Genomic DNA, 20,945 nt, shown 5'->3' with positions numbered 1-20,945 from the left:
CCTCTTGTCGACGAGGGGTCGGGCGGGGTCGCGGACTGCCGCCCGATCGATTTGTTTGCCGACATTACTAATACGGCATCGCCGGAGATGTTTCCAGAGGTCGGCGGTGATCCGCACGGAACCCGGCCGTGGGTACGGGAGCGCACGGCCCGGGACCGGCGTGGCCGCCGGGCCCCGTACGCGCCGAGGGGCGGGGCCAGGAAGTCCCGGCCCCGCCCCCGCAGTTCACTCCGTGCGGTCGATCACCCGCGGATCAGGAGAGCAGCTCCACCTCCGCCAGCGTCGCCGTCCCGGTGCTCACCAGGCGGTACTTCTGGTACGTGCCGGGGTGGGCCACGGAGAAGACCCGGGTCTGCTTGTCGTAGCCGAACGACTCACCCGAGCGCTGGTCCAGAGTGGTCCACTTCGTGCCGTCCGTGGAGCCCTCCAGCTTCCACCCGGTCGGGGCCTTGGCCTTGTCCGACGAGGTGAGGGTGTACTGCACGGTCCGCGTCGCCGACTTCACGGGGAGGTCGGCCGAGGTGAACGTGGCGTCCGTCTTCGACGTGTTGTCGAAGAGCGCACCGGAACCACTCGTCGCGTCCTCGCGCGGCGACGGCACCTTGTCGTCCTTGGCGATCGAGACCGGGGCCGCGTTCTTCCCGGTGCCCCACTTCGACGGCTGCGGGCCCATGGCGAAGTCCAGGGTGCCGCCGTGCTGCAGAACGTCATTGGGCAGCGCGGTGGAGTTCCACGCCTTGCCGTTCACCTTGAGGCCCTGCACATAGATGTTCTTGGTGCTGTTCTGCGGAGCCTTGACCACCAGGTCCTTGCCGTTGTCCAGGTGCACGGTGGCCTTGGTGAACTGCGGTGAGCCGACGGCGAATTCGCCGCTGCCCATCACCAGGGGGTAGAAGCCGAGCGAGGAGAAGATGTACCAGGCCGACTGCTCGCCGTTGTCCTCGTCGCCGTGGTAGCCCTGCCCGATGTCACTGCCGGTGTACAGCCGGCCGAGCACCTCGCGGATCTTCTCCTGCGCCTTCCAGGGCTGACCCGCCGCGTCGTACATATAGGTGACGTGGTGCGCCACCTGGTTGCTGTGCCCGTACTGGCCCATCCGTACGTCGCGCGCCTCGGTCATCTCGTGGATGACACCGCCGTACGAGCCGGTGTACTCGGGGCCCGCCGTCTCCGGCGTCGAGAAGTAGGTGTCCAGCTTCTTCGCCAGACCCGCCTGGCCGCCGTAGAGGTTGGCCAGACCGCGCGAGTCCTGCGGAGCGGTGAAGGCATACCCCCAGCCGTCGGTCTCGGTGTAGTCGTAGCCCCAGACCCTCGGGTCGTACTTGTCGGCCGGGAGCCGCCAGCTGCCGTCCGGGGTACGGCCCTGGAAGAAGCCGACCTCGGGGTCGAAGAGCTTGACGTAGTTCTGCGCCCGGTTGAGGAAGTACTCCGACTCCTCCTTGTAGTGGGTCTCGTGGGTCTTCTTGTAGAGCGCCTTGCCCATCTGCGCGATGCCGTAGTCGTTGACGTAGCCCTCCATCGACCACGACATGCCCTCGTTGGTCGCGGTGGAGGCGTAGCCCGTGAAGGGCGAGGTGTCCATGCCCTTGCGGCCGACGCCCGAGCTGGGCGGGACGACCGTGGCGTTCTTCAGGGCCGCCTCGTACGCCGCCTTCGCGTCGAACTTCACGCCCTTGACATAGGCGTCGGCGAACGCCACATCCGAACTGGTGCCGGTCATCAGGTCGGAGTAGCCGGGGGAGGACCAGCGGGAGATCCAGCCGCCGTCCTTGTACTGCTGGACGAAGCCGTCGACCAGCTTTCCCGCCTTCTTCGGGGTGAGGAAGGAGTACGCCGGCCAGGTCGTCCGGTAGGTGTCCCAGAAGCCGTTGTTGACGTACACCGACCCCTTCACGACCTTGGCGCCCGTGTGCGTCGGGGTGTTGTCACCGGCCTTGGCCGAGAAGGGGCTCGCGTACTCCGTCTTCGAACCGACCTTCTCCGAGCCCGAGTTCGGGTAGAGATACAGCCGGTACATGGACGAGTAGAGCGAGGTCAGCTGGTCGTGCGTGGCTCCCTGCACCTCGATCTTGCCGAGGATCCTGTCCCACTGGGAGCGGGCCTTCGCCTCGGTCCCGGCGAAGGTGGACGACGCGGGGAGCTCCTGGGCGAGGTTGGACTTCGCCTGGTCCACGCCGATGAGCGAGGTGGCGATGCGCAGGGTGACCGTGCGGTTCTTGCCCGGCTTGAAGCGCATGTAGCCGGTGACGTTGTCGCCGCCCCCGCCGGTGAGCTTGGAGCTCGCGGTGACCGGGGTGTCGACCACGCCGTAGACGAACATCCGGGTGGCCCCGGTGGAGCCGCCGCTCTTGACGTCCGAGTAGCCGCTGAAGGTGCCGGTCTTCGGGTCCAGCGTGAGGCCGCCGTCGTTGGAGATGTTGTCGAAGATCATGCTGGCGTTGTCACCGGGGTAGGTGAACCGCATCATCGCCGCGTGGTCGGTCGGCGTCATCTCGGCCTTGAGGCCGTTCTCGAAGGTGACCCCGTAGTAGTCGGGCTTCGCGACCTCGTTCTCGTGCTTGAAGGGGAGGGCGCGCTTGGTCCGGGAGGCGTCGGGGGTGCCGGAGTCCACCGACGGCATCACCTGGAAGGTCTGCCGGTCACCCATCCAGGGGCTCGGCTCATGGCTGGCGCTGAAGGCCTGGAGTGTGGGCAGATTGTCGGCGTTGTTGCCGTTCGCGTAGTTGTAGAGCCAGCTGGTGGAGCCTGCGTCGGTGACCGGCGTCCAGAAGTTGAAGCCGTTCGGGACGGCGGTCGCCGGGAAGTTGTTGCCGCGCGAGAAGGAGCCGCTCGAATTGGTGCCCCGGGTGGTCAGGGCGTAGTCGGAGAGGTGCGCGGACGGCTTCTCCGCCTTCTTGGCCGCCAGCGAGATGTCGTCGATCCAGCCCCGGAACACCGCCGGGCCCTTGGGGGAGTCGTACGCCACCAGGATCCGGTCGACGGTCTTGCCGGCGGCGACCGTCCCGATGTCCGCCGAGACGGCGTTCCACTGGTTGACATACAGCCGCTTGGCGGCCCCCTGCCCCTGCGGCGTCAGCAGCCCGCCATTGGAGTCGGTGGCCTTCAGATCGCTCAGATAGGTGCCGTCCGTGAAGGCGAGGTCGACCGCCACATTGGTGGACGGGTAGTTCAGGTCGGTCTTGCCCATCTCGGGGAAGACCTTGTACGACAGCTCGGTGTTCCGGCTGATCCGGGTGTTGACGTCGAAGACCTTGTTGTACGAGTACGCGCGGCCCGTGCCCTTCTGCGTACCCTCGTACCGCAGCGACCTGGTGCCGGTGAACCCGGCGCCCGTCTTGGCGGTCGGCGACGAGGTGGGCCCGCTGTCCACCCGGGTCACCATGTCCGACGGCGGGGGCGTGCTCGTGTCGCCGTCCGAGAACTGGACGTCGGCGAGCTGCACCGCGTCGGTGGCTCCGTGGTTGGCGGTGATGTCGAGGCGGTAGTGCGCGTACGCGGTGTCCGCGCCCGCGATGTCGTACGACTTCGTCTGGAACCGCTTGTCGAAGTCCTGGCCCTGCTGGGTGCTGAGGGTCTTCCAGTCCTTGCCGTCGGTGGAGCCCTGGAGGGTCCAGTCCTTCGGGTCGCGCTCGTCGTGGTCGTTGGCGGACGTCAGCGCGTACGTCTTGAGCTTGACCGCCTCGTCGAGATCGAACTCCACCCATGCCGTGGGGTGGAATGCGAGCCATTTGGTGTCCGGGTTGATGTCGATGAGGCTGCCCTTGCCCTCACCGCTTCCGGCGTTCTCGTCACTGGCCCGCACGGTGACGACATGGTCCGTGACATTGCCGGGTATTCCCGCATTGATGGTGCCATCGATACCGGAGGACCTTTTATGGCCGTCCTGGTCCACTTCAACGGTATTGCGCCAGTCCGGCTGCGGCTGGTCCGCTTCGAACGAGGAGCTGAACCCCTTGTCCCCTACATGGGGTTGGGCGGGCTGGGCGACGGCCGCGCCCTGCCCCGCCACGACGAGCACAAAAGCGGCCGCCACCAGGGCGGCGGCCGGGCCGGCCCTGTGCCGAGGTCTGGTCTGCATGAGGGTCTTTCCTCTCACCTGAACGTTATGGACAACGTTGTCATTCTGCTGCGCAAAGTCCAGTAGGAAGGTAAGTGACAGCTGAGTCAAGGGTGTTGACGGCGCGCGGCAGGAAGAATTGGACGCGCTCTCAGGAGTGGGTGTCACTCCGTGGGCGGAGTGCACCAGATGTCTGTGAGGTCTCAACTCGGGAAAGACTGACGTTCAAACCTGCATTCGATCTTGCCCAGTCGAAGGGAAGTGGACTATACCTGTCGACGTCCGCCTAGCCGTGTCTTTGGCGGCGGACCAGGGGGGCGGGGATCGGGGCGGGGGCTTCACGGCACCCCGGCCGTATTCCCAAGCTTTCCCTCCTGCAGCCAGTGCAACCCCAGCGTCAACTGACCGCGGTGGCGGGGCCCTTCGCCTGAGGCGAATTCTCAACGGGCGACCGGTACACCGCCTGAGTCCTGTAGAAGGCGAGGACTTGAGCATGGGATCCACCTCCGCCCGCACCAATGAGGGCCTCGGCCGTCGTGATCTGATCAAGCGGTCTGCCGCTCTCGGCCTGATCACCGTTCCGACGATGAGTTTCCTCTCTGCCTGCGCGAGCAGTGACAGCAGCGGCGACAAGCAGGTCAAAAAGGGCAAGACGACCGCCAGTAACCCGCTGGGTGTGAACGAGACCGCCCCGCTCGACATGGTCGTCTTCGACGGTGGCTTCGGCACCGACTACGCCAAGGCAGCCAACGCGCTGTACTCGAAGGCGCACCCGAAGTCGAAGGTGAACTTCTCGGCCACGCAGAAGATCCAGTCCGAGCTGCAGCCGCGCTTCAACGGCGGCACCCCGCCGGACCTGATCGACAACTCGGGCGCCGAGCAGATGGACATGGGTGTCCTGGTCGGCAAGAAGCAGCTGACCGACCTCACGCCGCTGCTGGACGCGCCGTCCGTCGACGACCCGGCCAAGAAGGTCAGGGACACCCTGCGCGCGGGCATCGTGGAGATGGGCCAGTACGAGGGCCAGGCCTGCTACATCATGAACTACGCGTACACCGTCTACGGCGTGTGGTACTCGCAGACCAACCTGGACAAGCTCGGCGTCGAGTACCCGAAGACCTGGGACGACATGCTCTCCGTCTGTGCCAAGGCGAAGAAGAAGGGCATCGCCGGCTGGACGTACGCGGGCAAGTACCCGTACTACCTGCCGTTCTCGCTCTTCCCCTTCATCGGCAAGATCGGCGGCCGCAAGGTCCTCGACGACATCGACGACCTGGCGCCCAACGCCTGGAAGCACCCCGCGGTCAAGGCCGGGTTCGAGGCCTACTACGAGCTCTTCAAGAAGGGCTACATCCTCAAGGGCACGCCCGGCATCGACCACATCCAGTCCCAGACGGCCTGGACCGCGGGCAAGGCGCTCTTCATCCCCAACGGCTCCTGGGTGGAGAACGAGTCGGCGAAGACCACGCCCAAGGACTTCGAGATGCGGGTCGGCGCGCCGTCCAGCCTGGACTCCTCCGACAAGATGCCGTTCGGCACCCTCTGGGCCGGTGGCGGTGAGCCCTTCATCGTGCCGAAGAACGCCAAGAACCCCGAGGCGGGCATGGACCAGCTGCGCATCATGCTCAGCGAGGCATCCTCCAAGACCTTCACGTCCAAGGTGAAGTCGCTGTCCGCCTTCAACGGCGGCACCGACGGTCTGACGCTGACGCCGGGCCTCAAGTCGGCCCTCGGCGCTCTGAAGGCTGCGGGCGACAACGTCCTCAACCCGCGCCTCCAGGACTGGTACGTGAAGCTCCAGAAGGAGCAGATCGGTGTCTCCGTACTCGGCGAGATGATGGCCGGCCGTATGACCCCGGCCGAGGCCATCAAGAAGTGTCAGCAGTACACGGACGCGGCGGCCAAGGACACGTCGATCACCCACTACAAGCACCAGTGAGCACGCGTCACCAGCGGCGGCACCCGCCGGAAGATCGGGGTCGGTAACCATGCAACAAGGTAAGTACCGGTTCATTGTGGGATTCTTGGTAGTCCCACTGGCGTTGTACGCAGTCTTCGTCATATGGCCGTTCATTCAGTCGATCTATTACTCGTTCACCGACTGGACCGGCTTGAGCCCGGACTTCAAGATGGTCGGCTTCGACAACTACAGCCGGATGCTCCACGACTCCACATTCTGGAAGTCCCTGGAACACAGCGTCCTTTTCGTGCTGTTGCTGCCGCTGGTGACGCTCGGCCTCGCGCTGTTCTTCGCCTTCATGCTGAATGTCGGCGGCCGCCGCCGTAAGGGCGCGGCCATCGCGGGCGTACGCGGCTCGGGGTTCTACAAGATCGCGTACTTCTTCCCGCAGGTGCTGTCGATCGCGATCGTCGCCCTGCTCTTCAGGTTCATCTACAACCCCGACGGGGGCATCCTCAACGGGGCCCTGAGCGCGGTCCATCTCGACAGCATCCAGCCGGACTGGCTCGGCGACCCGAAGCTGGCCCTCTGGTGCATCTTCGCGGTCCTGGTCTGGTCCCAGGTCGGCTTCTTCGTGGTGCTCTTCTCCGCCGGTATGGCGTCCATCCCGAAGGACTTCTACGAAGCGGCGCTGCTGGACGGCGCCAGCCGGGTCACGACCTTCTTCCGGATCACTCTTCCGCTGCTCTGGGACACCGTGCAGTCGGGCTGGGTGTACATGGGCATCCTGTCCCTCGGCGCCGAGGCGTTCGCCGCGGTGAACATCATGAGTGTGGGACCGGGCGGGCCCGCCCAATCGACCACCGTGCTGCCGCTGTTCGTCTACCAGACGGCGTTCCGCGACGGGCAGGCCGGATACGCGACAACGATCGGTGTCGCCCTCCTCGTACTCACCATGGTGTTCGCCGCCATCGTGATGCGACTGGGCCGGCGCGAGCGGCTGGAGTTCTGAGATGACCACTGACACCCCTCCGGCCGAGCTCACCAAGGACCGCGAGCCCGCGCCGCCGGCCAAGCCCACCGCGCCCCCGGCGAAGAAGAGCGAGGGCGGCACCCTCAACGTCTTCTCGCACGGCGTGCTCATCATCTGGGCGGTCCTGGTCGTGGTGCCGCTGCTGTGGGCGGTGATGTCCTCGTTCAAGAACGACCACGACATCCTCGCCAAGCCGTGGAAGCTGCCCGACCGGCTGCACTTCGAGAACTGGTCCCGTGCCTGGGGCCAGGCGCACATGGGTCAGTACTTCGGGCACACCATCGTGGTCGTCGGCGGTTCGCTGATCGGCACGCTGCTGCTCGGCTCCATGGCGGCCTATGTGCTGGCGCGCTTCGACTTCCCGGGGAACCGGTTCATCTACTACCTGTTCGTCGGGGGGATGAGCTTCCCGATCATCCTGGCGCTGGTGCCGTTGTTCTTCGTCATGAACAACATGAGTCTGCTGAACACGACCCAGGGCCTGATCCTGGTCTACATCGCCTACTCACTGCCGTTCACGGTCTTCTTCCTCACCTCGTTCTTCCGGACCTTGCCGGGAGAAGTGGCCGAGGCCGCGACGCTCGACGGCGCCTCGCACACCCGGACCTTCTTCCAGGTGATGCTGCCGATGGCCAAGCCGGGCCTGATCAGCGTGGGCATCTTCAACTTCCTGGGCCAGTGGAACCAGTACCTGCTGCCCACGGTGCTGAACACCGACCCGAAGCAGCGGGTGCTGGCCCAGGGCCTGGTCGAACTGGCCACCAGCCAGGGCTACAAGGGCGACTACTCCGGCCTCTTCGCCGGTCTGGTGATGGCGATGCTGCCGGTCCTCGCGGCGTACATCATCTTCCAGCGGCAGGTCGTGGCGGGGCTGACCGCGGGAGCACTGAAGTAGAACTTCCTCTTCCGTTCGCCCCGGGTCTCCAGCCCGGGTCCCCAGCCCGGATCTTCACGCCGGATCTGTGCTCCGAACCGCCCGACGGCATCCGCTGTCGGGCGGTTCGTCCGTTTCACCCCGGGTGTCGCCCGCTCATCCGTGTCGGCCCTTGCTCAAGGTCTTGCTCAAGGTCTTGACGGGAGAGAGGGCCAAAGGGTCAGCTGAGGGTTCACATGTTGGAGATAGGGCGGGGCTCAATACACGCGCCCCGCGCGGGGACGGCCGTCGTGCCGTCCGCCAGTGGCAGGAGTGGATGAGTCGATGGAGACTCCGGGGTCGCAGACATCTCTGCACCGGGCCAACCTTGAGCGGGTCGTACGCGCGGTGCGTATGGCGGGCTCGCTCACTCAGGCGGAGATCGCCCGCAGCACGGGGCTCTCGGCAGCCACGGTCTCCAATATCGTCCGCGAGCTGAAAGAGGGCGGCACGGTCGAGGTCACCCCGACATCGGCCGGCGGACGCCGCGCCCGCAGCGTCTCGCTGAGCGGGTCCGCGGGCATCGTGATCGGGGTCGACTTCGGGCATACGCATCTGCGGGTGGCCGTGGGCAACCTCGCCCACCAGGTGCTCGCCGAGGAGTCCGAGCCGCTGGATGTGGACGCCTCGGCCGCGGAGGGCTTCGGCCGGGCCGAGGAGCTGGTCAACCGGCTGATCGAGGCCACCGGCATCGGCGCTGACAAGGTCGTCGGTGTGGGGCTCGGGGTGCCGGGGCCGATCGACGTCGAGTCGGGCACCCTCGGCTCCACGTCGATCCTGCCGGGGTGGTCCGGGATCAACCCGAGCGACGAGCTGGCGTCCAGGCTCGGAGTGCCGGTGTACGTCGACAACGACGCCAACCTGGGCGCGCTCGGCGAACTGGTCTGGGGGAGCGGGCGCGGGGTCAGGGACCTCGCCTACATCAAGGTCGCCAGCGGGGTGGGAGCCGGTCTGGTGATCGACGGGCAGATCTACCGGGGCCCCGGCGGCACGGCGGGCGAGATCGGGCACATCACGCTCGACGAGTCGGGCCCTGTCTGCCGCTGCGGCAACCGCGGGTGCCTGGAGACCTTCACGGCGGCCCGGTACGTCCTGCCCCTGCTGGAGTCCAGCCACGGCACCGGTCTGACCATCGAGCGGGTCGTCCAGCTCGCCCGCGGGGGCGATCCGGGCTGCCGCCGGGTGATCGCGGACGTCGGCCGGCACATCGGCAGCGGCGTGGCCAACCTCTGCAACCTCCTGAACCCCACCAGGGTGGTGCTCGGCGGGGATCTCGCCGAGGCCGGTGAGCTGGTGCTCAACCCCATCCGGGAGTCGGTCGGCAGGTACGCGATCCCCAGCGCGGCACGGCAGCTGTCGGTGCTCCCCGGGGCGCTCGGCGGCCGGGCCGAAGTGCTGGGCGCGCTGGCGCTGGTCCTCAGTGAAATGGGCGATTCAAGTCTTTTGGACACGGCGCTGCCCACCGGCACTCCTGCCTTCACTTAGATAACGAATGACACCGTTGCCATCTCGTTAAGGATTTACTCCTTGACGCTGGCCTGGCAGCCGAGTTGACTCCAGGCACCTCGGCCGCAATGTCGCGGCCTCGTCAGGGAGGTTTCTGAAGTGAACACGCAGATGCGTCGTGCCGCCGTGGCCGTGGCCGTCACCGCTATGGCTGTCTCTCTCGCGGCCTGTGGCAGCGCCAAGGAGTCGGGCGGGAAGGACAAGGCGTCCTCGAACTCCGCCAAGAAGGGCGATGCCCTCAACATCGGTCTGCTCCTGCCGGAGAACCAGACCGCCCGGTACGAGAAGTTCGACAAGCCCCTGATCGAGAAGAAGGTCAAGGAGCTGACGCACGGCAAGGGCAAGATCACCTACGTCAACGCCAAGCAGCAGGCCGACACGCAGAGCCAGCAGATGGACACCATGGTCACCAACCAGGTGGACGCCATCATCGTGGACGCCGTCGACGCCAAGTCGATAGCCTCCTCGGTCAAGAAGGCCAAGGAGGCGGGCATCCCCGTCGTCGCCTTCGACCGCCTCGCCGAGGGACCGATCGACTCGTATGTCTCCTTCGACAACCAGACCGTCGGCAAGACGCAGGGCACCGCGCTGCTGAAGGCGCTCGGCTCCAAGGCCAAGTCCGGCAAGATCGTCATGATGAACGGCTCCTCGACCGACCCGAACGCCGCCGACTACAAGAAGGGCGCTCACTCCGTCCTCGACGGCAAGGTGAACATCGGCAAGGAGTACGACACCAAGGAGTGGAAGCCGGAGAACGCCAACTCCAACATGGAGGGCGCGATCACCGCCATCGGCAAGAAGAACGTCATCGGCGTCCTCTCCGCCAACGACGGCATGGCGGGCGGCGTCATCACCGCCCTCAAGTCCGCCGGTGTCTCCCCGATCCCGCCGGTCACCGGTCAGGACGCCGAACTCGCCGGTGTGCAGCGCATCGTGGCCGGTACGCAGTACATGAGCGTCTACAAGCCGTACCTCCGTGAGGGCCCGGTCGCGGCCGAGATGGCGGTGGCGCTCGCCAAGGGCCAGAAGCTCGACTCGATCGTCAAGACCAAGGTCGACAGCTCCAGCGAGAAGAACATCCCCTCGGTGATCTTCCCGGTCTACTCACTGACCAAGGCGAACATCAAGGACACCGTCATCAAGGACGGCATCTACACGGTCGCCGACATCTGCACCCCGGCCTACAAGGCCGCGTGCGACAAGATCGGTCTGAAGTAATTCCCCTGCTCCGCAAGGGAATTACGCCTCACTGAAGCCCGTCCGGCGCCCCGCCCCCCAACCGTCCCGCTACCGGGGCCGGGCGTCGGACGGTACACCCCGGTCAAGGGGTCCTTTACGCCACCGCGCTCTCATGGCAGCGCGGTATCCCCGCCGGTCAGGCGGCGAAGGAGATGGTTCAAGTGTCCGCTACGCCCGTGCTGGCGTTGCGTGGGGTCTCCAAGCGATTCGGTGCCGTCCAGGCGCTCACCGATGTGGAGCTCGAAGCCTACGGCGGTGAAGTGCTCGCCCTGGTCGGCGACAACGGAGCCGGAAAGTCCACGCTGGTCAAGACGATCGCAGGCGTGCACCCCATCGATGACGGTGTCATCGAGTGGGAAGGCAAGGCAGTACAGATCAACAAGCCGCACGACGCGCAGAACCTGGGCATCGCGACCGTCTACCAGGACCTCTCGCTCTGCGACAACATCGATGTCGTCGGCAACCTCTACCTCGGCCGGGAGCTGCGCAAGCGCGGCATCCTCGACGAGGTCGAGATGGAGCGCCGCTCCCGCGAGCTGCTGACCACGCTCTCGATCCGCATCCCCAGCGTGCGCATCCCGATCGCCTCGCTCTCCGGCGGTCAGCGCCAGACCGTGGCCATCGCGCGTTCCATGCTCGGTGAGCCCCAGCTCGTCATCCTCGACGAGCCGACCGCGGCCCTCGGCGTGGAGCAGACCGCGCAGGTCCTCGACCTCGTCGAGCGGCTCCGTGAGCGCGGCCACGCGGTCCTGCTCATCAGCCACAACATGGCGGACGTCAAGGCCGTCGCCGACAAGGTCGCGGTGCTCAGGCTCGGCCGCAACAACGGTGTCTTCGACGTGAAGACCACCTCGCAGGAAGAGATCATCGCCGCCATCACCGGCGCCACGGACAACGCTGTGACCCGTCGTGCGTCGCGCGGTGTGGAGGTTCAGAAGTGAGCATCGACAAGACCTCCCCCGCGCCCGCCGCGGTGGACGCCCCGGCCCCGGCCGCCGACGCGGTGGCCGCCGTCGACCCCCGGCTGCTCGTCCGCGAGCAGGGCTTCGCCGGCTATCTGTCCGAGTTCCGGCGCAAGATACGCGCGGGTGAGCTCGGCTCCATCCCGGTGATCGTCGGCCTGATCGTCATCGCCGCGATCTTCCAGAGCGTGAACTCGCGCTTCCTCACCGCGGGCAACCTCACCGACATCTCGGTGACCATGGTCGGTACCGGCATGATCGCCGTCGGTATCGTCTTCGTCCTGCTGCTCGGCGAGATCGACCTCTCGGTCGGCTCGGTCTCCGGTGTCTCCGGTGCGGCCTTCGCCGTGCTGAACGTCACACACGGGATGAACCAGTGGCTGGCCCTGGTGCTCGCCATCCTCACCGGCACGGTCGCCGGCGCGATCCACGGCTTCTTCTTCGCCCGTATCGGCGTTCCCGCGTTCGCGGTGACCCTGGCCGGTCTGCTGTTCTGGAACGGCTTCATGCTCCAGATCCTGGGCGACAACGGCACGATCAACCTGCCCGACGACGGGCCCATCGCGAACATGACGGGCTACTTCTTCTCCGACGTGGCGGTGGCCTACGCCGTCGCCGTGGTCGGCGTGGTGATCTTCTTCCTCACCTCGTTCCTCGACGCCCGGCGCCGTGAGGCCGCGGGCGTGCCGTCCCGGCCGCTCAGCGAGATCGTGCTGCGGACCGCCGTGCTCGCGGTCGTCGGCCTCGCCGTCGCCTACATGTACAACCAGTACAAGGGCCTGCCGCTCGCCGTCCTGATCTTCCTGGTGGTACTGGTCGGCACGGACTTCGCCCTGCGCCGCACCACGTACGGCCGCAAGGTCTTCGCACTCGGTGGCAGCGTCGAGGCGTCCCGGCGGGCCGGTATCAACGTCACGATGATCCGGATCTCCGTCTTCGCCATCGCCGGTACGTTCGCCGCCGTCGGCGGTCTCTTCCTGGCCTCCAAGATCGCCACCGCCAACCAGGGCGCCGGCAGCGGTGACCTGCTGATGAACGCCATCGCGGCGGCCGTCATCGGCGGTACCAGCCTCTTCGGCGGCCGCGGCCGCACATGGAACGCGCTGCTCGGCGTACTCGTGATCGTCTCGATCCAGTACGGCCTGTCGCTTCAGGGCATCGCCTCGCCCATCCAGTACATGATCACCGGTGGCGTCCTGCTCGCCACGGTCGTGATCGACGCCGTGACCCGCAAGACCCAGAAGTCCGCCGGCCGCGCCTGACCGCGCGGCGGACAACCCGCACATCGGACGCCCGGCCGGGACACTCCCGCGCCGGGCTCCCGTGCGTCCCGTACGCCGAACGGGTGACGTACGACGCACCGCCCGATGACGACTGTCCCGGATGGAACATTAGACTCGACAGACCCGGCAAAGCTCGATCACAGTTCGAACGCAAGGAGGCACGGGTGCCGCTGCTGACCCGCATCAGGGGACCGCGCGATCTGGACAGGCTGGGCCCGGAGCAGCTGGAACAGCTGGCCGGGGAGATCCGGACCTTCCTCGTCGACGCCGTGTCCAAGACCGGTGGCCATCTCGGCCCGAATCTGGGTGTTGTCGAGCTGACCATCGCCCTGCACCGCGTCTTCGACTCACCGAAGGACCGGGTGCTCTTCGACACCGGTCACCAGAGCTACGTGCACAAGCTGCTCACCGGCCGCCAGGACTTCGGGATGCTGCGCACCAAGGGCGGCCTCTCCGGCTACCCCTCGCGCGCCGAGTCCGACCACGACGTCATCGAGAACTCGCACGCCTCGACGGTGCTGGGCTGGGCCGACGGCCTCGCCAAGGCCAACCAGGTACTCAAGAAGGACGACCACGTCGTCGCCGTGATCGGTGACGGCGCGCTCACCGGCGGGATGGCCTGGGAGGCGCTGAACAACATCGCCGACGCCAAGGACCGCCCGCTCGTCATCGTCGTGAACGACAACGAGCGCTCCTACGCGCCCACCATCGGCGGGATGGCCAACCACCTCGCCACGCTCCGCACGACCGACGGATACGAGCGCTTCCTGGCCCGCGGCAAGGACCTCCTGGGACGCACGCCGGTCGTCGGCAAGCCGCTGTACGAGACCCTGCACGGCGCGAAGAAGGGCCTCAAGGACTTCATCGCCCCGCAGGGCATGTTCGAGGACCTCGGCCTGAAGTACGTCGGCCCGATCGACGGCCACGACATCGCGGCCCTGGAGTCGGCGCTGGAGCGCGCCAAGGGCTTCGGCGGACCCGTCATCGTGCACTGCCTCACGGAGAAGGGCCGCGGCTACCAGCCCGCCGAGCAGGACGAGGCCGACCACTTCCACGGCATCGGCCCGATCCACCCGGACACCGGTCTGCCGATCAAGGCCGCCGCCGCGAGCTGGACCTCGGTGTTCGGCGACGAGATGGTCAAGCTCGGCCGGGAGCGCGAGGACATCGTCGCCATCACGGCGGCCATGCTCCAGCCGGTCGGCCTGACCAAGTTCGCGAAGGAGTTCCCCGGGCGGGTGTACGACGTCGGGATCGCCGAGCAGCACGCGGCGGTCTCCGCCGCCGGGCTCGCGACGGGCGGGCTGCACCCGGTTTTCGCGGTCTACGCGACCTTCCTCAACCGCGCCTTCGACCAGCTCCTGATGGATGTGGCCCTGCACAAGTGCGGTGTCACCTTCGTACTGGACCGGGCCGGGGTCACCGGCGACGACGGCGCCTCGCACAACGGCATGTGGGACATGTCCATCCTCCAGTGCGTCCCGACGCTGCGCATCGCCGCCCCGCGCGACGCCGAGCAGGTCCGCGCCCAGCTGCGCGAGGCCGTCCGGGTCGAGGACGCGCCGACCGTGGTGCGCTACTCGAAGGGCGTGGTCGGCCCGGCCGTCCCCGCCGTCGGCAGGGTCGGCGGGATGGACGTGCTGCGCGAGGCGGGCACCACCGCGCCGGACGTCCTGCTCGTCTCCGTCGGCGCGCTCGCCCCGATGTGCCTGGAGATCGCCGAACTGCTCAACAAGCAGGGGATCTCCACCACCGTGGTCGACCCGCGCTGGGTCAAGCCGGTCGACGAGGCGCTCGCCCCGCTCGCCGAGCAGCACCGGGTGGTCGTCACCGTCGAGGACAACAGCCGGGCCGGGGGCGTCGGTTCAGCGGTCGCCCAGGCGCTCCGCGACGCCGGGGTCGACGTCCCGCTGCGGGACTTCGGCATCCCGCCGCGCTTCCTCGACCACGCCTCGCGCAAGCAGGTCATGGCCGAGATCGGGCTGACCGCGCCGGACATCGCGCGCCAGGTCACCGGCCTCGTCGCGAAGATCGACGGCCGGTACGACAGCCCGTCGGCCGCGTCGGCGGAGCCCGCCCGCGACTGACCGCACCACCCACGCGCGCGGCCGCGCGGCACCGGACGAGCCGGTGGGGCCTACCTGTACGGGTGGTCCCACCGGCTCATTCGTGTGAAAGGTCCTCACCTGCGGGTACATCGCACTCACGCGCTCCGATCATGGCGAGGACTACAAGCGTGGAGGTACGCCCGTGAGCACCAGTCTCTTCCGGACGAAATCCGTGGAGCAGTCGATCCGGGACACGGAGGAACCGGAGCACGCACTCAGGAAAACGCTGTCCGCACTGGATCTGACGGTCTTCGGTATCGGGGTCGTCATCGGTACCGGGATCTTCGTCCTGACCGGACTGATCGCCAAGGAGACCGCGGGCCCCTCGGTCGCCCTGGCCTTCGTGGTGGCCGGTGTCGTCTGCGCCCTCGCGGCTCTCTGTTACGCAGAGTTCGCGTCCACGGTGCCGGTCGCGGGTTCCGCCTACACCTTCTCGTACGCGTCGCTCGGTGAGCTGCCGGCCTGGATCATCGGCTGGGACCTGGTCCTCGAACTCGCCCTGGGCTGTGCGGTGGTGGCGGTCGGCTGGTCCGGATATGTGCGCTCACTGATGGACACGGCCGGGATCGGCATGCCGCAGGTCCTCTCCGGGACGCATAACGGCAAGTTCGGCTTCGATCTGCTGGCGGCCATCCTGGTCCTGGTGCTGACCGGGATCCTGGTCCTGGGGATGAAGCTCTCCTCGCGCGTGACGACGATCATCGTGGCCGTGAAGGTCACGGTGGTCCTGCTGGTGATCATTGTGGGCGCGTTCTACATCACCGGATCGAACTACCACCCCTTCATCCCGCCGACCGTGAAGGGCTCGGCAGGCAGCAGCCTCAGCGCCCCGCTCGTACAGCTCTTCGGGTTCGCGCCCGGCTCCTTCGGTGTGATGGGCATCTTCACCGCGGCCGCCGTCGTGTTCTTCGCCTTCATCGGCTTCGACATCGTCGCGACCGCGGCCGAGGAGACCCGCAATCCGCAGCGCGACGTGCCGCGCGGCATCCTCGGCTCGCTGGCGGTCTGCACCGTGCTGTACGTGGCGGTCTCGATCGTCGTCACCGGGATGCAGAAGTACACCCAGCTGTCCACGGACGCCCCGCTCGCCGACGCGTTCAAGTCGGTCGGACACCCCTTCTGGGCCGGCGTGATCAGCTTCGGCGCGGCCGTCGGCCTCACCTCCGTCTGTATGATCCTGCTGCTCGGCCAGAGCCGGGTCTTCTTCGCCATGAGCCGTGACGGACTGCTGCCCAAGGTCTTCTCGCGGGTGCACCCAAGGTTCGGTACGCCCTACCGCTCCACGATCCTGCTCGGTCTGATCGTGGCGCTGGTGGCGGGCTTCACCTCGATCAGCGTGCTCGCCGACCTGGTCAATATCGGGACGCTGTTCGCGTTCGTCCTGGTGGCTGTCGGAGTCATCATCCTGCGCCGGCAGCGCCCGGATCTGCCGCGCGCGTTCCGGACCCCGCTCGTGCCGCTGGTGCCCATCCTCTCGGCGCTCGCCTCGTTCTGGCTGATGCTGAACCTGCCGGCCGAGACCTGGATCAGGTTCGGCATCTGGATGGTCGTCGGCGGTGTCGTGTATGTCTGGTACGGGCGCGGGCACAGCCGGATGTCCGAGCGGGCGCAGAAGTAGCCCGGCCCGGTGCCCGGGCCCCGGCGGGCTCGGGCACCCACCGCTCTCACCAGGCGGAATGTTATTCTCAGCGGTACCGTTCGACCGGTTGAGGGAAGGCTGGCAGCCAGCCATGTCGTCGCGTTCCGTACAGGCCGCAGGCCCCGCCACGAGCTGCTGGCTGCTGCGGGGCAAGGACGGCAGCCTCAGCGCCTACGCCCCGGCGGACGGCGGTCTGCTCCGCTGGACCGAACAGCGGCCCGGCGGGCCCGACTGGACGGGGCCGGATTTCATCGAGGCCCCCGGTCTCACCCACGCCACCCTGGCCCAGGGCCCGGACACCTATGTTCATCTGATCACCCGGCGCACCACCGCCAAGGGTGTCGAGCTGATGCACACGACGCAGTACCAGACGGGCCGGCCGTTCGGCCCCTGGCACTCCCTCGGCAATCCGCACAAGGAGGAGGACCGCGCCCGCGCGGTCGGGGTCCCGGCGGCGGCGGTCGCCGACGACGGCCGGGTTCATGTCTTCGTACGCAACGCGGCCGGCGGCGTCAGCCTGCGCAGACAGGGCAAGTCCGGCAAGTGGGAGGGGTGGAAGGACCTGAAGGGCAGTCACCTCCTGGACGGGATGCCCGCGGCGGTCGCCGTCGGCGGCCGGGTCGAGCTGCTGGTCCCCGCCGATGAGCAGCTGTCGCGCTGGTGCCAGGAGGAGCCCGGGGGCGACTTCACCGAAGCCGAACCGTTCACCGCCACGGCCGCCGCCGGATCCGTCACCGGGCTGTGCACCGCGGACGACCGCGCCACGTACTACGGCTGCGCCCCCGGCGGCGCCGGGGTGACCGCGCACCGCCGGGGGACCGGCGCCCTGGCGCTGGGCGGCGCGCCGGACGGCGGTCCGGTGGCGGTGCTGCGCACCTCCATAGAGGGCTATGACTGCACCGTCCTCGCCCACCGCGCCAGGAACGGCCGCCCGGCCATCGCGGCCTGCCCGACCGAGGGCGAGGCGGACGGCCTGTGGTGGACGGAGACCGGCGAGCCGTCGGTCGGCGCGCCCGCGCTGGCGGTGGACACGGAGGGGCGGGTGGTGCTCGCCGCCATCGCCGGGGACGGCACCCTGCGGGTGGCACGCCAGAAAGCGGAACCGGGCCTCGCACTGGCGGCATGGACCAGGGCCTGAACTGCCGTTCCTGCGGCGGGTGGTACCGGATGGCAGCCGGAAACGGCGGTCCCGTGGCCGGCTCCCCGGACTGATTCCGGCACCGGCCCCTCGAATTCGCCGAAACGGGGCCGTGCCGGAATCAGAACCGGTCCGTACGGAGCCGGACCAAAGCGGTCAACCGCCGTGCGCCGGGGACTTCTTGGCCGACTCGGGGATCTCCGTGTCCGTGTGGATGGCCTTCCACAACTGCGTGGCCTGCGGCTCGGCCGCCACCACCCGGTTGGGGTCGGCCTTGTCGTACGCCACCGGGAGCATGATCGTCTCCATGGTGTCCGGGTTGACGCCCTTCATGCTGCGGGCGAACTCCGCCAGCTTGGTGAGCGACGCCAGATCCGAGTCGGTGGTCAGCGACTTGGTCGCGGAGTTGGCGATCTTGTACGTCTTGGTGGGGCTGCTCAGCACGTCCTGCTTCTGCACCTCGCTCAGCAGGTCGAGCAGGAACTGCTGCTGGAGCCCGATCCGGCCCAGGTCGCTGCCGTCGCCTATGCCGTGCCTGGTCCGTACGAACTCCAGCGACTGGGTGCCGTTCAGCTTCTGCGGGCCCGCCTTGAGGTTGAGGCCGCTGGCCCCGTCGTGGATGTCCTGCGGGACATCGACGGTGACCCCGCCGAGCGCGTCCACGAGGCCCTTGAATCCGGCGAAGTCGACCTCCATGTAGTGGTCGATCCGTACGTGGGACATCTGCTCCACGGTCTTCACCACACAGGCCGGACCGACCTGCGAGTAGACCGAGTTGAACATGACCCGGTTCGCGGAAGGCACCGACGAGCCGTCCGACTTGGCGCACTCGGGCCGGGTCACCAGGGTGTCGCGCGGGATGCTGACCGCGGTCGCCCTGCTGCGCCCCTCGGGCACGTGGATCACCAGCGCGGTGTCGGAGCGGGCGCCGCTGACGTTGCCGCCGGCTATCTTCCCGTTCTCCCCGGCGCGGGAGTCGGAGCCGAGCACCAGCAGGTTCTGTCCGGTGGTGGGCAGCTTCTCCGGACGGTCCTTGCCGAGCGACTTGTTGATGTCGACGCCCTTGATGTTGCCGTTCAGGTTGCTGTACAGCCACCATGCGGTTCCGCCCGCGGCGAGCAGCAGCACCAGGAGTACGAGCAGAGCGATGCGGAGTCCACGACGGCGCTGCCGGGGGGCTTTGCGCGAGTGGGGCGGTGTGGTGGTGGCCTGAGTCATGCCGTAGTTGTCCTCTGATCCCGGTAATCGGCTTTGTGGCGGAGTGACGACCGCGTCTGGCATGGGGGGACTGGCGGTCGGTCGAGTGCGACAGCGCGAAAAAAGGGGGGCGTCGTTGCCGCCGGTTTCGATTGGCACCAGAGCATATAGGCAAATGTGTGCGTCTTGTGTGCGTCTATCGTGCTGGTGTGCGTAAGAGCCTGACGGGCGGCCACCCGGCCGGAGGCCGTCCAGCAGGCTCAGGGGCGGGAACCGCGGACTCCGCGGCGGAAGGAGCGACAGCGCGATGGTGGCATCAACCGGGCCCCGTGCCGAGGAGTACGGGCGGGACCCGCGGCCCGCGGGGTCTGCCGGGGCCCGGCGGGAGGCGGGCGCCGTCCTGCTCGTCGCGGCCACACCCGCCGACGCGGCCGTCCTGCTCGCCGGCACCGGCGGTCCCGGCGAGGTCGCCGTGGTCTGCCTGGAGAGCGGGGGACCGCAGGAGCGGCAGATGTTCGACCGGGCCGTGTCCGACGCCGTACGGCAGGGCCGGCGGGTCCGGGGCGAGCCGCGCGTCCTCGCGTCACGTGGCGACGGTACGCAGGCGGTCCTGGACGAACTCCGCGCCGTACGACCGGCGGTGGTCCTCACCACGGGCCCCGACGCACCCTCGGGAACTCCCGCCGGGGACCCCGGTACGGAGCAGCGCCGCACCGCAGCCGCGAGCGCCGCTCTCCGGGCGGCCGATGCCTACCAGCGCGAGAGCGGGCAGCCGCTCCTCGTGGACTGCCGGGAGCCGGCGCCCACCGACGCCGCCGGCCCGTTGCTCCGCCCCCGGTACGCGCCGCCGGGCACCTGGCTGATCAGGGGCAACGACGGCCGTCTCTCCGGGTATCTGCCCACGGCCGGTGCGGTGCTGCGCTGGACCGAGGGCGTGACCGGCGGGTGGTCGGGTCCCGAACGGCTGGAAGCCCCGGGCCTGTTGCCCGGGCTGACCGTGGTGCAGGGGCCGGACGGTTACGTACGCCTCGTCGGTCTGCGTCGTACCGAAGGCCGCGGCGGCGCGGTCACCGTCGACGTCGTGTGCGCGACCCAGTACCAGACGGGGCGCCCGGCCGGGCCGTGGCACTCGCTGGGCAATCCGCACCGCGCCGAACCGGAGCGGGGCCGCCATGTCGGTTTCCCCGTGGCCGCGTTCGACGACGACGGGACGCTCCATGTCTTCATCCGCAACGACGAGCACACCGTGAACACCCGCCACGAGAAGCCCAATGGGTCGTGGTCGTCCTGGCAGCATCTGCGCGGCGCCAAGACCGCGGACGAGCTGGTGGCCCTCCGGGTGCCGGACGGCAGGGTGGAGCTCTTCGCCCGGCTGCGGGACGCCCCCGGGACGGCGCGCTGGAGCCGGACGGGGCGCGACGGCGCCTGGGCCGAGGACACCGGCTCCAACGTCCATGCGGCCGCGGACAGTCTGGCGCCCGCGCCGGAGAGCGGCGCACTGCGCTACCGGTACGCGGGGACCGGCGAGCTCTGCCAGTGGCAGTGGAACGCCCCGGGCCCGGTGACGCTGCACAGCTCCGATGCCATGGGAAGGGTCGCCGGTGCGACCGGTGCCGACATCGGCGGCTGGGCCTGTACCGTGCTCGTCTCGACCGACGCGTACGGGTACTGCCTGGCCGGTTTCCATGTCGACGGACGGCCCGATTCCGGTGTGTGGTGGTCGAGTACGGAGCAGTGGTGCCTCGTTCCGCCCGCCCTCGTCCGGGACCGGCTCGGCCGGATCACGATCGCCGCGCTGGGGCCCGATGCCCGGCTCGCCGTCACGCGGCAGCTGCCCGGCGGGCAGGGGCTGGATCTCGCCCCCTGGGCCTAGTTGGGCCAGGTCCGGGCGTCAGGCGGCTCGCGGGGGCGGCCAAAACCTGCCGGTACGTAACGTACTGGTGTCTTGTCCGTAACCTGGTTCCGGGTAC

General features: G+C 68.2%; 13 protein-coding genes. 11 read left to right on the top strand and 2 right to left on the bottom strand.

The features are described 5' to 3' along the window. Positions 1-253: 253 nt before the first annotated feature. The gene (locus tag OG385_RS04150) at positions 254-4,078 is read right to left on the bottom strand and encodes a GH92 family glycosyl hydrolase (protein WP_266851930.1); all 3,825 of its coding nucleotides are present in this window, start codon (positions 4,076-4,078) and stop codon (positions 254-256) included. Positions 4,079-4,550: 472 nt separating this feature from the next. Between OG385_RS04150 and ngcE the strand changes: the two genes are divergently transcribed. From ngcE to OG385_RS04100, 10 genes are all read left to right on the top strand, one after another. Continuing rightward, on the top strand, positions 4,551-5,996 hold the full coding sequence (gene ngcE, locus OG385_RS04145) for an N-acetylglucosamine/diacetylchitobiose ABC transporter substrate-binding protein (protein WP_266851928.1): 1,446 nt from the start codon (positions 4,551-4,553) through the stop codon (positions 5,994-5,996). A 49-nt stretch (positions 5,997-6,045) separates the two neighbouring features. Further along, positions 6,046-6,969 carry a carbohydrate ABC transporter permease gene (locus OG385_RS04140; protein ID WP_266851926.1) on the top strand — a complete coding sequence of 308 codons (924 nt, stop codon included), beginning with the start codon at positions 6,046-6,048 and terminating at the stop codon, positions 6,967-6,969. Between the two features lies 1 nt (position 6,970). After that, positions 6,971-7,885: a carbohydrate ABC transporter permease gene (locus OG385_RS04135; RefSeq protein WP_266851924.1), complete on the top strand. Its 915-nt coding sequence runs from the start codon at positions 6,971-6,973 to the stop codon at positions 7,883-7,885. 303 nt (positions 7,886-8,188) lie between these two features. Further along, positions 8,189-9,388 (top strand): ROK family transcriptional regulator, encoded by a 1,200-nt coding sequence (locus OG385_RS04130; RefSeq protein ID WP_266851922.1) that lies wholly within the window; start codon positions 8,189-8,191, stop codon positions 9,386-9,388. A gap of 132 nt (positions 9,389-9,520) precedes the next feature. Continuing rightward, entirely contained in the window at positions 9,521-10,627 is a 1,107-nt protein-coding gene (locus tag OG385_RS04125; RefSeq protein WP_266860620.1) for a sugar ABC transporter substrate-binding protein, read from the top strand. Between the two features lie 173 nt (positions 10,628-10,800). Continuing rightward, on the top strand, positions 10,801-11,589 hold the full coding sequence (locus OG385_RS04120) for an ATP-binding cassette domain-containing protein (protein ID WP_266851920.1): 789 nt from the start codon (positions 10,801-10,803) through the stop codon (positions 11,587-11,589). Further along, on the top strand, positions 11,586-12,872 hold the full coding sequence (locus OG385_RS04115; RefSeq protein ID WP_266851918.1) for a sugar ABC transporter permease: 1,287 nt from the start codon (positions 11,586-11,588) through the stop codon (positions 12,870-12,872). Before OG385_RS04120 ends, OG385_RS04115 begins: the two co-directional genes overlap by 4 nt. A 185-nt stretch (positions 12,873-13,057) precedes the next feature. Continuing rightward, complete coding sequence (gene dxs, locus OG385_RS04110) at positions 13,058-14,980, top strand: 1-deoxy-D-xylulose-5-phosphate synthase (RefSeq protein WP_266851916.1); 1,923 nt, start codon at positions 13,058-13,060, stop codon at positions 14,978-14,980. A 163-nt stretch (positions 14,981-15,143) separates the two neighbouring features. Then, the gene (locus OG385_RS04105; RefSeq protein ID WP_266851915.1) at positions 15,144-16,619 is read left to right on the top strand and encodes an amino acid permease; all 1,476 of its coding nucleotides are present in this window, start codon (positions 15,144-15,146) and stop codon (positions 16,617-16,619) included. Between the two features lie 112 nt (positions 16,620-16,731). Further along, positions 16,732-17,778, top strand: a complete 1,047-nt coding sequence (locus tag OG385_RS04100; protein ID WP_266851914.1) for a hypothetical protein — start codon at positions 16,732-16,734, stop codon at positions 17,776-17,778. A 156-nt stretch (positions 17,779-17,934) separates the two neighbouring features. Here OG385_RS04100 and OG385_RS04095 read toward each other — a convergent pair whose 3' ends face one another. Further along, positions 17,935-18,996, bottom strand: a complete 1,062-nt coding sequence (locus OG385_RS04095) for an LCP family protein (RefSeq protein WP_266851912.1) — start codon at positions 18,994-18,996, stop codon at positions 17,935-17,937. A 286-nt stretch (positions 18,997-19,282) separates the two neighbouring features. On the opposite strand from OG385_RS04095, the gene OG385_RS04090 reads away from it, so the two are divergent. Further along, on the top strand, positions 19,283-20,848 hold the full coding sequence (locus OG385_RS04090; protein WP_266851910.1) for a hypothetical protein: 1,566 nt from the start codon (positions 19,283-19,285) through the stop codon (positions 20,846-20,848). The last annotated feature ends 97 nt before the right edge of the window (positions 20,849-20,945 follow it).

Source organism: Streptomyces sp. NBC_01306 (assembly GCF_026340465.1).
Classification (GTDB): Bacteria; Actinomycetota; Actinomycetes; order Streptomycetales; family Streptomycetaceae; genus Streptomyces.
Note: the sequence above shows the minus strand (reverse complement) of the source record. Positions and strands in the feature narration are given on the sequence as shown.

Coding starts and splice junctions, on each gene's coding strand:
- OG385_RS04090 (WP_266851910.1), top strand. CDS start 19,283: ATGGTGGCATCAACCGGGCCCCGTGCCGAGGAGTACGGGCGGGACCCG.
- OG385_RS04095 (WP_266851912.1), bottom strand. CDS start 18,996: ATGACTCAGGCCACCACCACACCGCCCCACTCGCGCAAAGCCCCCCGG.
- OG385_RS04135 (WP_266851924.1), top strand. CDS start 6,971: ATGACCACTGACACCCCTCCGGCCGAGCTCACCAAGGACCGCGAGCCC.
- OG385_RS04130 (WP_266851922.1), top strand. CDS start 8,189: ATGGAGACTCCGGGGTCGCAGACATCTCTGCACCGGGCCAACCTTGAG.
- OG385_RS04150 (WP_266851930.1), bottom strand. CDS start 4,078: ATGCAGACCAGACCTCGGCACAGGGCCGGCCCGGCCGCCGCCCTGGTG.
- ngcE (WP_266851928.1), top strand. CDS start 4,551: ATGGGATCCACCTCCGCCCGCACCAATGAGGGCCTCGGCCGTCGTGAT.
- OG385_RS04100 (WP_266851914.1), top strand. CDS start 16,732: ATGTCGTCGCGTTCCGTACAGGCCGCAGGCCCCGCCACGAGCTGCTGG.
- OG385_RS04120 (WP_266851920.1), top strand. CDS start 10,801: ATGGTTCAAGTGTCCGCTACGCCCGTGCTGGCGTTGCGTGGGGTCTCC.
- OG385_RS04125 (WP_266860620.1), top strand. CDS start 9,521: ATGCGTCGTGCCGCCGTGGCCGTGGCCGTCACCGCTATGGCTGTCTCT.
- OG385_RS04140 (WP_266851926.1), top strand. CDS start 6,046: ATGCAACAAGGTAAGTACCGGTTCATTGTGGGATTCTTGGTAGTCCCA.